We start from the raw sequence: 14,571 nt of genomic DNA, 5'->3' as shown, positions 1-14,571 counted from the left end.
CCGCGCCGGCTCAGGGCGTCCGGAAGACCCACACCTTGGCCAGCACGAACCGGACCACCGTGGCGAGGCCGTTCGCCACCACCAGCCCGGCCACCTCGACCGTCCGGGAGGCGTGCGGCACCGCCACGTCCAGCAGCGCCAGGGCGCCGCTGGACAGGCCCAGCCCGATCAGGAACGCGACCGCGCCCTGCAGTTGGTGGCGCACCGCGCCGTCCGAGCCGGTGATGCCGAAGGTGAAGCGGCGGTTGGCCGCGGTGTTGGCCACCGTGCTGACCGCCAGCGCGATCAGGTTGGCCACCTGCGGCGAGGTCACCAGCCGCAGCAGCACGAACAGCGCCAGGCAGAAGACGGTGCTCAGCACCCCGATCACCAGGAAGGACGGCAGCAGCCGGCGGACCGGCCGGGGTGCCTCGGCGGGCTCCTCGCGCTCGTCCCGGGCCGTGGGGAGGCTCTCGTTCACGCGCCCGCACCGTACCGGTCCGGCTCCTCGGCCGAGTCGTAGCCGACGAAGTACGCGGGCCGCGCCTGGACCGCCGAGTAGATCCGGCCGACGTACTCGCCCAGCAGGCCGACGCAGACCAGCTGCACGGCGCCGATGAAGAGCATCCCTATGAACAGCGAGGACCAGCCGGGCACGGTGGAGCCGACGGCGTACGCGACCGTGGTGTAGAGCGCCAGCAGGATGCAGACCAGGAAGCTGAACAGCCCGAGCCAGGTGGCCAGCCGCAGCGGGGCGGCGGAGAAGTTGGTGACGCTGTCGAACGCGAGCCGGACCATCTTGGACAGCGGGTAGTGACTGGTCCCCGCGATCCGCTCCTCGCGCACGTAGACCACCTCGCCGCTGGGGAAGCCCAGCCAGGGCACCAGCAGCCGGTAGACCGGCTGGTGCTCGGGCATCGCCTTGAGCGCGTCCACGGCCGCCCGGCTCAGCAGCCGGAAGTCGCCGGCCTGGCTGGGCATCCGCTTGCCGACCAGTCGGCGCATCAGCCGGTAGTACCCGCCGGCGGTGTGCCGCTTGAAGAAGGTGTCGGTGCCGCGGTCGCCGCGCACCCCGTAGACGATGTCCAGGTTCTGCTCGCGGGCGAGCGCCAGCATCTCGGGGATCTTCTCCGGCGGGTCCTGGAGGTCGGCGTCGATGGAGACCACGTAGTCGCCGAAGGCGCGGTGGAGGCCGGCGGTGAGGGCGGCCTGGTGCCCGGAGTTGCGGGCGAAGCGGACGATGCGGAACTCCGGCCAGTCCTGGCGGATCTTCTGCATCAGCACCGGGGTGACATCGGTGCTGCCGTCGTCGACGCCGACCACCTCGTAGCTCACGTCGAGCCCGTCGAGGATCGGCCGCAGCCGTTCGACGGTCAGCGGGAGCGCCTCCTGCTCGTTGTAGATAGGCATCACGACCGACAACAGCGGTGCCGTTGACATGCGTTGGTCCCACTTTCCACGACGGCCGGGCTGGATGTCGCCCGACCATAACAGTCTGCGATGAGCGGCCGCTGAAAGGAGGCGCGCTCCGGTGAACCGCCGATGAGACGCCGAAGGGCCCCGCGCACCGTGCGGTGCGCGGGGCCCTTCGGACTGAGCCTGTACGAGGCAGGCAGGTCAGACCGTCAGACTACTTGATGATCTTGGTGACCTGGCCGGCGCCGACGGTGCGGCCACCCTCACGGATGGCGAACTTCAGGCCCTCCTCCATGGCGATCGGCTGGATCAGCGCGACGGTCATGGCGGTGTTGTCGCCCGGCATGACCATCTCGGTGCCCTCGGGGAGGGTCACGACGCCGGTCACGTCCGTGGTACGGAAGTAGAACTGCGGGCGGTAGTTGTTGAAGAACGGGGTGTGGCGGCCACCCTCGTCCTTCGACAGGATGTAGGACTGGGCCTCGAAGTCGGTGTGCGGGGTAACCGAACCCGGCTTGATGATGACCTGGCCGCGCTCGACGTCCTCGCGCTTGATGCCACGGAGCAGCAGACCGACGTTCTCACCGGCCTGGCCCTCGTCGAGCAGCTTGCGGAACATCTCGATGCCGGTGACCGTGGTGGTGGTCTTGGTCTCCTTGATGCCGATGATGTCGACAGTCTCGTTGACCTTGAGGATGCCACGCTCGATACGACCGGTGACGACGGTGCCACGACCGGTGATCGTGAAGACGTCCTCGATCGGCATCAGGAACGGCTGGTCCACGGCGCGGGCCGGGGTCGGGATGGCCTCGTCGACCGCGTGCATCAGGCCGAGGAGCTTCTCGCCCCACTCCTTGTCGCCCTCCAGCGCCTTCAGCGCGGAGACGCGGACGACCGGCAGGTCGTCGCCCGGGAACTCGTACTCGGAGAGCAGCTCGCGGACCTCGAGCTCGACGAGCTCCAGGATCTCCTCGTCGTCCACCATGTCGGCCTTGTTCAGGGCGACGACGATGTACGGAACGCCGACCTGGCGGGCCAGGAGGACGTGCTCCTTGGTCTGCGGCATCGGGCCGTCGGTGGCGGCGACCACGAGGATGGCGCCGTCCATCTGGGCAGCACCGGTGATCATGTTCTTGATGTAGTCGGCGTGACCCGGGCAGTCGACGTGGGCGTAGTGGCGCGCCTCGGTCTGGTACTCGACGTGCGCGATGGAGATGGTGATACCGCGCTGCCGCTCCTCCGGCGCCTTGTCGATCTGGTCGAACGGCGTGAAGGGGTTGATCTCCGGGTACGCGTCGTGCAGCACCTTGGTGATGGCCGCGGTCAGCGTGGTCTTACCGTGGTCGATGTGACCGATGGTGCCGATGTTGACGTGGGGCTTCGTCCGCTCGAACTTCGCCTTCGCCACTGAGTCCTCCTGAGGACAGTTCCTGTACGCCGTGCTGACGCCAGTTGGTCTTTGATCGGTTTTGGTGCGGGTTGTCCGGAGGACATCCCGTGCCGTCCCGCTGGTGGGGGGGCCGGAGGCTCCCGGGAGGATCCGACCGGATCCTCCCGGGTTGCCTCCGAATAGCCTAAGGCTTCGCTATCGTCCCGATTATCGGGACGTCACTCGCCCTTGGCCTTGGCGATGATGTCGTCCGCCACGTTCTTCGGAACCTCGGCGTACGAGTCGAACTGCATCGAGTAGCTCGCGCGACCAGAGGTCTTGCTGCGCAGGTCACCGACGTAGCCGAACATCTCGGAGAGGGGCACCAGCGCCGTGACGACGCGGGCACCGTGACGCTCGTCCATGGACCGGATCTGGCCACGGCGAGAGTTGATGTCGCCGATCACGTCGCCCATGTAGTCCTCGGGCGTGGTGACCTCGACGGCCATCATCGGCTCGAGGAGGACCGGCTTGGCCTTCCGCGCGCCTTCCTTGAACGCCATCGAACCGGCGATCTTGAACGCGAGCTCGGAGGAGTCGACGTCGTGCGCCTGACCGTCGAGCAGGCTCACGCGGACACCCTGCAGCGGGTAGCCCGCGAGGATGCCGAACTCCATGGCCTCCTGGCAGCCGGCGTCGACCGACGGGATGTACTCGCGCGGAACGCGGCCACCGGTGACCTTGTTGACGAACTCGTAGCCCTCGGCCTGCTCGAGCGGCTCGATCGCGATCTGCACCTTGGCGAACTGACCGGAACCACCGGTCTGCTTCTTGTGGGTGTAGTCGATGCGCTCGACCGCCTGGCGGATGGTCTCGCGGTACGCGACCTGCGGCTTGCCGACGTTGGCCTCGACCTTGAACTCACGGCGCATACGGTCGACCAGCACCTCGAGGTGCAGCTCGCCCATACCCGCGATGATGGTCTGGCCGGTCTCCTCGTCCGTGTTGACCTGGAAGGACGGGTCCTCCTCGGCGAGACGCTGGATGGCAACACCCAGCTTCTCCTGGTCACCCTTGGACTTGGGCTCGATCGCGACGCGGATGACCGGGGCCGGGAAGTCCATGGACTCCAGGATGACCGGGTTCTTCTCGTCGGACAGCGTCTCACCGGTGGTGGTCTGCTTCAGGCCCATGACGGCGATGATGTCGCCGGCGCCCACCGAGTCGATCTCCTCACGCTTGTTCGCGTGCATGCGGTAGATCTTGCCGATGCGCTCCTTCTTGCCCTTGACGGCGTTCAGCACCGAGGTGCCGGACTCCAGGCGGCCCGAGTAGACCCGGACGAAGGTGAGCTTGCCGAGGTGCGGGTCCGACATGATCTTGAACGCGAGCGCGGCGAGCGGCTCGTCGTCCGAGGCCTTGCGGGAGATCTTGACCGTGTCGTCGCCGGGCTTGGTGCCCTCGATGGACTCGATGTCCAGCGGCGACGGCAGGTACTTGACGACCGCGTCGAGCAGGGGCTGAACGCCCTTGTTCTTGAAGGCGGTACCACAGAAGATCGGGGTGAAGTCCGAGTTCAGGGTGCCCTTGCGGATCGCGTCCTGCAGCAGCTCGACCGGGATCTCCTCGCCCTCCAGGGCGAGCTCCATGATCTCGTCGCTGACGTTCGAGACCGTGTCGATGAGCGCCTCGCGGTACTCCTCGGCCTGCTCCTGCAGGTCGGCCGGGATGTCGACGACGTCGTACATCTCGCCCTTGGCGGCCTCGGCGGACCAGACCAGCGCCTTCATGCGGACCAGGTCGACAACGCCCTGGAAGTCCGACTCGGCACCGATCGGCAGCTGCATGACCAGCGGGGTGGCGCCGAGGCGGTCCACGATGGTCTTGACGCAGAAGAAGAAGTTCGCGCCCGTGCGGTCCAGCTTGTTGATGAAGCAGATGCGCGGGACGCCGTAGCGGTCAGCCTGCCGCCACACGGTCTCGGACTGGGGCTCGACACCGGCGACACCGTCGAACACCGTCACGGCACCGTCGAGGACGCGCAGCGAACGCTCCACCTCGACGGTGAAGTCGACGTGGCCCGGGGTGTCGATGATGTTGATGGTGTTGTCGACGTCGTCAACGGTCCAGTGACAGGTCGTCGCGGCCGACGTGATCGTGATGCCGCGCTCCTGCTCCTGCTCCATCCAGTCCATGGTGGCAGCGCCATCGTGGACCTCACCGATCTTGTACGAGACACCGGTGTAGAACAGGATCCGCTCGGTGGTGGTGGTCTTGCCCGCGTCGATGTGCGCCATGATCCCGATGTTGCGGACCCTGGCGAGGTCAAGGGAGGTTGCAGCCATGGTGGCTCGTTCTCTCTCTGTCTAGTGACGGGGTAGGGACTACCAGCGGTAGTGCGCGAAGGCCTTGTTGGACTCGGCCATCTTGTGGGTGTCCTCACGACGCTTCACGGAAGCGCCCAGGCCGTTGCTGGCGTCGAGGATCTCGTTCATCAGGCGCTCGGTCATGGTCTTCTCGCGACGGGCGCGGGAGTAACCGACCATCCAGCGCAGCGCCAGGGTGCTGGCGCGGCCCGGACGGACCTCGACCGGAACCTGGTAGGTCGCGCCACCGACACGGCGGGACTTGACCTCGAGGGCCGGCTTGACGTTCTCCAGCGCACGCTTCAGCGTGACGACCGGGTCCGAGCCGGTCTTCTCACGGACGCCCTCGAGGGCGCCGTAGACGATCCGCTCGGCGGTGGAGCGCTTGCCGTGCAGCAGGATCTTGTTGACCAGCTGGGTGACGACCGGGGAGCCGTAAACCGGGTCGATGATGACCGGGCGCTTCGGGGCGGGGCCCTTACGAGGCATTCTTACTTCTCCTTCTTGGCGCCGTAGCGGCTGCGGGCCTGCTTGCGGTTCTTGACACCCTGGGTGTCGAGCGAACCGCGGATGATCTTGTAGCGGACACCAGGAAGGTCCTTCACACGACCACCGCGCACCAGCACGATGGAGTGCTCCTGCAGGTTGTGGCCCTCGCCCGGGATGTAAGCGGTGACCTCGATCCCGCTGGTGAGGCGCACACGGGCGACCTTGCGGAGAGCCGAGTTCGGCTTCTTCGGGGTGGTCGTGTACACACGCGTGCAGACCCCACGGCGCTGCGGGGAACCCTTCAGCGCGGGAGTCTTGTTCTTCTCGACCTTGTCCTGCCGGCCCTTTCGGACCAGCTGCTGGATCGTAGGCACCGTTTCTCCGTTTTCTGTGTGCCAAGGCTTGGTGGAACTAACCTGCGATGTCTCCCTCGCACACGGCCCCGTGGTCGACCCACGCGGTCGGGTGTGTTGGGCTTGTTACGACACGGAATCCCATGGCTGCTGTACAGCGACGGCGCTCTACGCGCGGCGCGCTGGGAAGCGCTCCGGCTCGGCGCGGCGACCGGTGTGCATGCACGCACAAGGACCCGGGGACACCCCAGGCACAAGGTCAGAGCGTACCTAGCGCATCGGGCTCGGTCAAAACAAATGCAACGCCGCAGGTCGCGGGGCTTGCACCGAAAGCGGGCCGGGAACCGGGCCGGGGCGGGGCTCCCTACCACAACCGGGCAGCCCCCGCACCGCGACCCTACGCCTCCGCGTGGGCCCCGGCGAGCCGGGGCGGGTCCTGGCTGGCGCTGCCGCCGGCCGCCCCGGCCGACTGCGGCAGTGGGCGCTCCCGGTTGTCCGACACCGCCGTGAACAGCCCCAGCGCGAGCGCGGCCAGCGTGTACACGGCCAGCCAGAGCATCCAGGTGCCGGGCGGGGACCAGTGGGCCGGGTTGATCAGCAGCGGGCCGGTGCTGCCGACGGTGTTGCGGCGCAGCGCCCAGAGGAAGGCCGCGGCGTTGACCAGGGACAGCGAGAAGCCGGCGATCACCAGCAGCCGGCGCCAGGCGAAGCCGCCCCAGGGCAGCCGCTCGTGGCAGATCGCGGCGCACAGGATCGGCAGTCCGACGGCGAACGGCAGCAGGTAGCGGCCCTGCCAGATCATGCCCAGCTGGCGCGCCTGCATGGCCTGTGCCGCTATCGGTATCACCACGATGCCGGCCATCACGCCGACGATCGCCAGGGCGTCGCGGAACCGGGCGTAGCAGAGCGCGAACATCGCCAGGGCGAGCGCCACACCGCACCAGACCAGCAGCGTCGCGGCCGGCGCCTCGGCGTCCAGCCAGCCGAAGTAGCCGATCATCTGCTTCATGTAGAGCAGGCCGAAGTCGAAGGTCTTCCGGGCCGCGGCGAGCGGGGTGAGGTCGCTCGGGGTGTTGATGATCGAGTTGTCCGGGTGGCTCGACGACCAGGCCAGGGCCGCGAGGGCCCCCGCCGCCGCCAGGCCGCCCCAGAGCCAGGTCACCTTGCGGCGGAGCACCTCGCGCACCGCCCCCTTCTGGCCCAGCAGCAGCGCGAAGAACAGGGCCCCGGCGAACCAGATCAGGCCCAGCGGGCGGATGCTGATCAGCACCAGCGCGCCGATGCCCAGCCGCGCCAGCCGGCGGTTCAGCAGGAGCGGGTCCGGGCTCATCAGCATCGGCAGCCCGGCGCTCCAGACCAGGATGCCCGCCGCGATCTCCGGACCGCTCGGGTTGACCACGCCGAACAGGAACAGCGCCATCGGCGTGGCCGCGGTGATCACGCCGAGCAGGGTGAAGGAGCGCCGCCGCCACTCCGCCGCCGAGACCACCGCGCTCGCCACCAGGGCGGAGCAGATCAGCGCCGACATCAGGCGCATCAGGTAGAAGGCCTTGGCCCCGTGGACCAGGAGGCTGGGCCAGCCCACCGCGAAGTAGTACGCCGGGTGGTAGCGGCCCGCCGCGGTGGTCACCAGGGTCTCCCCCGGACGGTCCACGAGCCGGGGCGCGCAGGAGGCCGGCTGCTCGGGCTTGAAGACGTAGCAGCTGTTGACGTCCTTGAGGTCCTGGTAGATGCGCGGGAGCTCGACCCCTGTCTCGGCGAACTGGCCCTCGATGCCGCCCACCAGGTGCGGGACCATGACCTCCCGTCCCTCGACCTGGCCCCGGGCGACGGCCGCCGCCCGGATCAGGTGTGCGTGCTCGTCCGGCGAGGCGCCGGTCGGCGAAGCGAACGCCCAGGCCCCACTCAGTGCGAACAGGATCGCGAACGCCACGACCCACAGACGCCTCGGTGAGGAGACGAGCCGGTCGGCGAGGCTCTTGACGGCGGTGATCATCATCAGGATTGGGCCTTCGGGGTCAGTTCGGGCTCATGGGCGGGAACTGGTTACTTGATCATGCTGAGCCATGACTGGTCACCGGTCTTGGAGCACTGCCCACCCGGCGCGAACTTCGGGCAGGTGCCGTCGAGGTTCTGCATGGTGTGCGACACCCACGGCAGGATGCGGTAGGTGTCCTCCTTCGCCGGCATGTAGCGGTCCGCCATCGACGAGGAGACCGTACCGAACAGGAAGAGAAGAGCGAACAGCGTACCGATCACGGCCGCCTGCGGACCCGGCAGGGCCGTTCCGGCGGTTCCGGCCGTCCCGGCGGCCTCCGCGGCCCGGCGGCGCTCGGCCAGCCGGAGCGAGACCAGGTGGGCGAGCAGGGCGCAGAGCAGCAGGCCGCAGTAGAGCAGCTGGTTGTTGGTCCGGGTGTAGAGCTGGACCGTCTGCGTCTCGTACATGTGCGAGGCGATGAACATCCGCATCACCCAGGCGCTCGCGAACATGCAGCTGATGGTGACGATCACCGGCTTGCGGATGCCCAGCCAGAGGGCGGCGCCCAGTGCGACGAACATCACCACCGCGAACAGGTCCATGCCGCCGAACTCGCCGGGGATCGGCCAGTCCCCCACCTTGCCCGGCATGTCCGTACGCCACATCAGGAAGTACGCCGGGTCGGTGAAGTTGTCGAAGCGGAAGTTGGAGTCCTTGGTGTCCGGGGCCTCCGTCAGCATGGTCACCAGGTAGCTGCCGCAGACCAGCAGGAAGGCGACCCCGGTGGTGCCGAGGTACGCCAGGCCCTTGCGCCGGTCTTCGTGCCAGGGGAAGTACATCAGCGCCGCGACCAGCACGCCGAGGGCGCTCCACAGGAACCAGCCGGAGTACGTGAGGAACATCAGGCCCAGCAACGCCCCGAAGGCGCCCGCCTTCAGCAGCAGCAGCCGCCAGCCGTCCGTCCCGCTCCGGCGCAGGTGCACCACCACGGCGACCAGCACGGGCACCAGGACCACCAGCACGGTCTGGCTGTACGGCTTGTAGGCGTCGATCAGGGCGAAGGCCGGCAGCACGCCGAAGGCCAGTGCGCGGACCGGGCTGAGCAGCATGCGCCACGAGAGGTAGACCAGCGGGCCGAACGCGGCGGCGCCGAAGATCTGCAGGTCCTTGAAGGCGTACGCGGTGTTGCCGCCGCGGAACAGCTCCGCGTAGAAGCCCAGGGTGTAGAGCGGCGCCGGCGGGTAGACCGGCGAGCCCGAGGGCTGACCGTTCACCACCGCGTGGGCCCACTCGACGATGCGCTGGCTGTCGCCGTTCATGCCGAACATCGGCCAGGGCGTGCCGAGCAGCGCGATGACCGCGCCGGCCGCCACGAAGCCGCTGGCGAGACCGGCGATGGCGGCCGAGGAGAAACGGGACGCCAGGCCGAAGTGCCGGCCCGAGCGGAAGCGCATCGCGAGCACGACCGCGCCGAGCAGGAGGAAGCCGATGACCGCGAACCGCAGCTGCACCGCGGCGAGACCGCTCACCTGGGCGATCCGGTTCAGCGGGTCCATCTGGAAGCCGCGCGCCATCAGCGGGAGCACCAGGGCGGCCAGGAAGGAGACCGCGGCCTCGCCCGCGAGCAGTGCCGGAGCCGACGTCCGGAGCCGGGCCACGGAGCGGCCCGCGGATCCCCGGATCAGCGAACGTCCTCCGATCGGCGGGATCCTGGAGGCCTCTTGGGCACTGACTGTCACTGGCACGGTCCTCAGCTCGTGGTCGCTCGCTCGGCCCGCCCGGCCCTTCGGCGTCGGCCGGTGACGGAGAACGTACTGTGTCCGGGTGCGCGGCGGCAGCCCCGGGCATCATAGGTCCTCCGCCTGAGGAAGGCCCCATCGGGAAGAACGGCCGACCGCCGTGGGATCACCCGACCGGGTGGGCCTCAGGCGAAGCCGACGAGGATCATCAGGGTCCAGAACGCGCACCCCAGGTAGCCGATGACCAGGCCGAGGACGGCCGCCCAGTCGCCGTCCATGTTGCGGCGGCGGATCTCCGAACGGGCGATGTGGCCGGTGATCACGGCGGGCGCGGAGAGGCCGACCAGACTGGCCACCAGGGAGACCACGGCGAGCACGTTGGTGGGGCGGGCCTGCACCGGCGGCGGGACGGCCATGAAGGTGGCCGGAACCGGCGGGCCGGCGGCGGCCGGCGGCGCCGTCATCGGCCCGGAGGGCAGGTCGGCCACCAGCACGGCCAGCTGACCGTAGGTCTGCGCCGCGGCCACGGCCTCGTGGCGCTGCTCGTACTCCTGGACGGAGAGCCGTCCCTCGGCGAACGCGGCCTTGAGCACGTCGAGCGTCCGGTCCCGGTCCGCGTGGCCCGCCCGCATCGCCGCCTGCGACGACACCGCGGGCGCGGGCACCGGCTGCCAGCCGCCCGCCGACTGCTTGCCGGGCGGATAGCCGGAACCGGGCTCGCCCCATGGTTGTACGGACATCCGCCACCTCCCGGTAGCGCGGCACCCCCGCGCACGTCACTGCTTCCTCATAGTGCAGGACGAACAGCCGAACTGAGTAGTTGCCAAATCGGCCCAGTAGCCGCCGAGAAGAGGATATTGGTCGGCGTGCCTCACCCGTTCGGCGGATGTGCTCAGGGGATGCTCAACTCGGGCGACAGCCTGTTCGAGCAGTGACAGGCTGAGCCGCGAGAGCTTCCACCAGCACGATGCCCACCACTCCACCTCCACGAGCAGAGAAGGCCGCCATGCAGGCGTCAGCGCCGCCGTCCTCCGACCTCCCCGGGCCGGGAACCCCGTCCGCCGTCAGCATCCAGGGGCTCTGGAAGCACTTCGGCACCCAGGCCGCGGTGGCCGGGCTGAGCCTGGAGCTGCCGGCCGGGGCGTTCATCGGCCTGGTCGGGCCGAACGGTGCCGGCAAGACCACCACGCTGTCGATGGTCACCGGGCTGCTCCGGCCCGACCAGGGCACCGTCCTGGTGCACGGCACCGACGTGTGGGCGGACCCGGTCACGGTCAAGGCGCGGATCGGCATCCTGCCCGAGGGCCTGCGGATGTTCGAGCGGCTCAGCGGGCGCGAGCTGCTTCAGTACACCGGGCGGCTGCGCGGCCTGCCCGGCGCCGAGGTGGACCGGCGGGCCGAGGAGCTGCTGGCCGTCCTGGACCTCGGCCGGGACTCCGACAAGCTGGTCGCCGACTACTCCACCGGCATGCGCAAGAAGATCGGCCTGGCCGCGGCGCTGCTGCACAACCCGGACGTGCTGTTCCTGGACGAGCCCTTCGAGGGCGTCGACCCGGTCTCCGCCCAGACCATCCGCGGCGTGCTCAAGCGGTACGCGGCGGCCGGCTCCACGGTGGTCTTCTCCAGCCACGTGATGGAGCTGGTCGAACAGCTCTGCGACTGGGTCGCCGTGGTCAACGCCGGCCAGGTGATCGCCCAGGGGCCGCTGGACACCGTACGGGGCGGGCGCAGCCTGCACGAGGCCTTCCTGGACCTGATAGGCGTGCGCGAGGACGACGGGCAGGCGCTCGGCTGGCTCGGCGGCGGGCAGCCCGGGGGTGCCCTGTGACCGAGCCGAGCGGGGCCACGCGCACGGCCTCGGTGCCCGACGGGCGGACGGTGGTGCGCGCCCTGGTCGCACTCAAGCTGCGGCTGCTGCGCAACGGGCTGCGGCGCAGCCCCGGCCGGACCACCGTCTACGTGATCGGCGGCGTCCTGGGCCTGGCCCTCGCGGCCGGCGTCGCCGTCGCCATGAGCGCGCTGAACGGGCGCTACGCGGGCTCCGGGGACGCCGGGGTGATGCTGCTCGGCGTGCTGGCCCTGGGCTGGGCCGCCCTGCCGCTGTTCCTCTTCTCCAGCGACGAGAGCGCCGACCCGACCCGGCTGACCATGCTGCCGCTGCGGCCCGGCCCGCTGCTGCGCGGCTCGCTGCTGGCCGCGCTGATCGGACCGGGGCCGCTGATCAGCCTGGTGCTGGTGACCGGCGCGGTGCTGGCCGGCGCGGCCGGCGGCGCCTCGGCCGCGGTCGCGGTGCCCGCCGTACCGCTCGCGGTGCTCTGCCTGGTCACGCTCTCCCGGGCGGTCGCGGCGGGCAACGCCCGGATGCTCTCCAGCCGGCGCGGCAAGGACTTCGCGATCTTCGGCGGGCTGGCCTTCGCGCTGCTGGTGCAGGTCGCCAACGTCGGCTCGCAGAGCATCCTCGGCCGTCGGGGCGGACCGATCGACCTGACCCCGCTGAAGCCGATCGCCTCGGTGCTGCGCTGGATCCCGCCGATCAGCGCGGCGGACGCGCCGCGCACCGCCGGCGAGGGCCGGTACGGGCTCGCGCTGCTCCAGCTCGCCGCGGCCGCCGCGCTGCTGGCGCTGCTGCTGCGCTGGTGGCGGCGGAGCCTGCAGGAGCTGATGGTCACCGCCGACTCCTCCACCCTGGAGGTGGCCCGGGGAGTGCAGAACTCGCGCGGCTGGCGCTTCCTGCCCCAGGGCCGCACCGGCGCGGTGATGCAGCGCCACCTGCGGTACGCCTGGCGCGAGCCGCGGGCCAAGGCCGCGTTGTTCACCAGCATCGGGATGACGCTGGTGATCTGCGTGCTGTCGATGGTCCAGGGCTGGGCGAGCGTCTACCTGCTGGCGATGACCGGGGTGTTCCTCGGACTGCAGATGCTCAACCTGTTCGGCATGGACGGCTCGGCGTTCTGGATGGTCGCCGCCACCCTGCGCACCCCGGCCGACGCCCGGTCCGAGCTGCGCGGCCGGGCGTACGCGGTGCTGTCGTACGCCGTCCCGGTGACGGTGGTGCTGGGGCTGGTGCTGGCGGCCGTCACCGGCCGGTGGGGCGAGCTGCCGTCCGCGCTCGGCCTGGCGCTGACCCTCCTCGGCTGCGGGATCGCGCTGGGCTCGATGTTCAGCGTGCTGGCGCCCTACACCATGCCGGCCGACAGCAACCCGATGCGCAACGCCGCCCCCGGACAGGGCGGGCTGATCCTGCTCAACCAGTTCGGCTCGATGCTCGGCGTCACGGTGCTGGCACTGCCGGTCGGCGGCTACCTCGCCTGGGCACTGGTCTCGGACGGGCCGAGCTGGCCGGTGCTGCTGATCGGCCCGCTGTACGGCGCTCTGGTCGCGACGCTCGGTGTGCGGATGGCCGCGGGCCGGCTGCTGGAGCGCACGCCGGAGATCCTGGCCAAGGCCATCGAGCGCTGAGCCGCGGGCCCCGCCGGCCCGAGCGCCGGACGGTCTTCGCCGCGGCTCCGGCATCATGGGCAGGAGGCCGGACCGTCGAGGAGAGCAGGGACACACCGTGGGCGAGCGCGCACAGCAGGCCGGGACCGCCGGGCCGCTGCTGGAGCAGGCGGTGCGGTCGGTGCTGACGGCACCGGAGGACGCACTGGACCTCGCCCTGGACACCGGGGCCTCGCTGCTGGCCGCCTCGGCCGGGCAGTGGCCCGAGGTGAGCCGGGCGGTGCTCGGCCACGCGGACACCGCCGTCGGCCGCTGCTGGTCCGCCGGATGGCGGCCGGCCGACCTGGCCCGGGTGGTGCGGCGCGAGCTGCAGCCCGTCCACCTGGCCCTCGCCGTGGACCTGATCGCCGCCGAGGACCGCCGCCACCCCGCGGCCGGCCTGGACCGGCGCTGGCGGGAGCAGCTGCGCGAACTGGAGGCCGAGGTGTGGTGGTCCGGGGACGAGGAGTACCTCGGCGCCTTCGCCCACCGGCACCGGCTGGACCGCTTCGCGCTCGCCACCGCCGTCCTGGAGCTGCTGCGCACCTGGGGCCGGCTGCCGCCGATCGCCCCGGTGGGGCCCGCCCCCGGGCAGGCCGTCCGGGGGCGGCACTCGGCGCCGGTGACCGGCGAGCCGCGGATGCTGGCGCGGATCCGGGCACTGCTGGCCAAGGCCGAGTCGACCGAGTACCCGGAGGAGGCCGAGGCGCTGACCGCCAAGGCCCAGCAGCTGATGGCCCAGCACAGCATCGACGACGCGCTGCTGGCCGCGGCCGGCGCCGACCGCGACACCCCGGCGGCGCTGCGGATCGGGGTGGACAACCCGTACGAGGGTCCCAAGACGATGCTGCTGGACGCGGTCGCGGCGGCCAACCGGTGCCGGGTGGTGTGGGCGAAGGAGTTCGGCTTCTGCACCGTGGTCGGCTTCGACGGCGACCTGGACGGCGTCGAGCTGCTCTACACCTCGCTGCTGGTGCAGGCCACCCACGCGCTCAACAAGGCCGGCTCCCGCAAGGACTCGCGCAGCAAGGCGTTCCGGCAGTCCTTTCTGGTCGCGTACGCGGCGCGGATCCGCGAGCGGCTGACCGCCGCGACCGAGCGCGCCACCAGCGCCGCCGCGGCCGGCCGGCACCTGCGCGAGGACGGCACCGAGGAGCAGCTGCTGCCGGACGAGCGGCTGCTGCCCGCGCTCGCCGCCCGCTCCGAGGCGGTGGACGAGCAGGTCGACCGGCTGTTCCCGAAGCTGGTCTCGCAGCGGGTGCGGGTCAGCGACGGCGTGGGCTGGGCGGCCGGACGCGCCGCCGCCGACCGGGCCGCGCTGCACGGGCGCGCCGGTGCGATCCGCCGGTAGGGCCCGTCCCGCCGATCATTCCCCGGGGACCTGATAGAACGTAGTCCGCCACGA

General features: G+C 70.5%; 12 protein-coding genes. 3 read left to right on the top strand and 9 right to left on the bottom strand.

Going from position 1 to position 14,571, the window contains the following annotated elements:
* Nucleotides 1–10 precede the first annotated feature (10 nt).
* From ACFVUY_RS32225 to ACFVUY_RS32185, 9 genes are all read right to left on the bottom strand, one after another.
* The gene (locus ACFVUY_RS32225) at nt 11–460 is read right to left on the bottom strand and encodes a GtrA family protein (protein ID WP_387735817.1); all 450 of its coding nucleotides are present in this window, start codon (nt 458–460) and stop codon (nt 11–13) included.
* Nucleotides 457–1,389 carry a glycosyltransferase family 2 protein gene (locus ACFVUY_RS32220; RefSeq protein WP_387686279.1) on the bottom strand — a complete coding sequence of 311 codons (933 nt, stop codon included), beginning with the start codon at nt 1,387–1,389 and terminating at the stop codon, nt 457–459. The genes ACFVUY_RS32225 and ACFVUY_RS32220 overlap by 4 nt, the downstream gene beginning before the upstream one ends.
* 220 nt (nt 1,390–1,609) lie before the next feature.
* Complete coding sequence (gene tuf / locus ACFVUY_RS32215; RefSeq protein WP_359897522.1) at nt 1,610–2,803, bottom strand: elongation factor Tu; 1,194 nt, start codon at nt 2,801–2,803, stop codon at nt 1,610–1,612.
* Nucleotides 2,804–3,003: 200 nt separating this feature from the next.
* Entirely contained in the window at nt 3,004–5,109 is a 2,106-nt protein-coding gene (gene fusA / locus ACFVUY_RS32210; protein ID WP_359897523.1) for an elongation factor G, read from the bottom strand.
* Between the two features lie 39 nt (nt 5,110–5,148).
* Nucleotides 5,149–5,619 carry a 30S ribosomal protein S7 gene (rpsG, locus tag ACFVUY_RS32205; RefSeq protein ID WP_030055803.1) on the bottom strand — a complete coding sequence of 157 codons (471 nt, stop codon included), beginning with the start codon at nt 5,617–5,619 and terminating at the stop codon, nt 5,149–5,151.
* Between the two features lie 2 nt (nt 5,620–5,621).
* A complete protein-coding gene (gene rpsL, locus ACFVUY_RS32200) occupies nt 5,622–5,993 on the bottom strand; it encodes a 30S ribosomal protein S12 (RefSeq protein WP_014144289.1) in 372 nt (123 codons plus the stop codon).
* Nucleotides 5,994–6,369: 376 nt separating this feature from the next.
* Entirely contained in the window at nt 6,370–7,971 is a 1,602-nt protein-coding gene (locus tag ACFVUY_RS32195; RefSeq protein ID WP_387686275.1) for a DUF2142 domain-containing protein, read from the bottom strand.
* 47 nt (nt 7,972–8,018) lie between these two features.
* Nucleotides 8,019–9,608: a hypothetical protein gene (locus ACFVUY_RS32190; RefSeq protein WP_387735814.1), complete on the bottom strand. Its 1,590-nt coding sequence runs from the start codon at nt 9,606–9,608 to the stop codon at nt 8,019–8,021.
* Nucleotides 9,609–9,874: 266 nt separating this feature from the next.
* On the bottom strand, nt 9,875–10,429 hold the full coding sequence (locus ACFVUY_RS32185) for a DUF1707 and DUF4190 domain-containing protein (protein WP_387686269.1): 555 nt from the start codon (nt 10,427–10,429) through the stop codon (nt 9,875–9,877).
* 266 nt (nt 10,430–10,695) lie between these two features.
* Here ACFVUY_RS32185 and ACFVUY_RS32180 point away from each other — a divergent pair, with 266 nt between their 5' ends.
* From ACFVUY_RS32180 to ACFVUY_RS32170, 3 genes are all read left to right on the top strand, one after another.
* Nucleotides 10,696–11,517, top strand: coding sequence for an ABC transporter ATP-binding protein (locus ACFVUY_RS32180; protein WP_359897527.1), 822 nt, complete (start codon nt 10,696–10,698; stop codon nt 11,515–11,517).
* Nucleotides 11,514–13,148 (top strand): transporter, encoded by a 1,635-nt coding sequence (locus tag ACFVUY_RS32175; protein WP_387735813.1) that lies wholly within the window; start codon nt 11,514–11,516, stop codon nt 13,146–13,148. Before ACFVUY_RS32180 ends, ACFVUY_RS32175 begins: the two co-directional genes overlap by 4 nt.
* 97 nt (nt 13,149–13,245) lie before the next feature.
* Nucleotides 13,246–14,517 (top strand): DUF2786 domain-containing protein, encoded by a 1,272-nt coding sequence (locus ACFVUY_RS32170; RefSeq protein ID WP_380538554.1) that lies wholly within the window; start codon nt 13,246–13,248, stop codon nt 14,515–14,517.
* The last annotated feature ends 54 nt before the right edge of the window (nt 14,518–14,571 follow it).

Source organism: Kitasatospora sp. NPDC058063 (assembly GCF_042885395.1).
GTDB lineage: Bacteria > Actinomycetota > Actinomycetes > Streptomycetales > Streptomycetaceae > Kitasatospora > Kitasatospora lactacystinica.
Note: the sequence above shows the minus strand (reverse complement) of the source record. Positions and strands in the feature narration are given on the sequence as shown.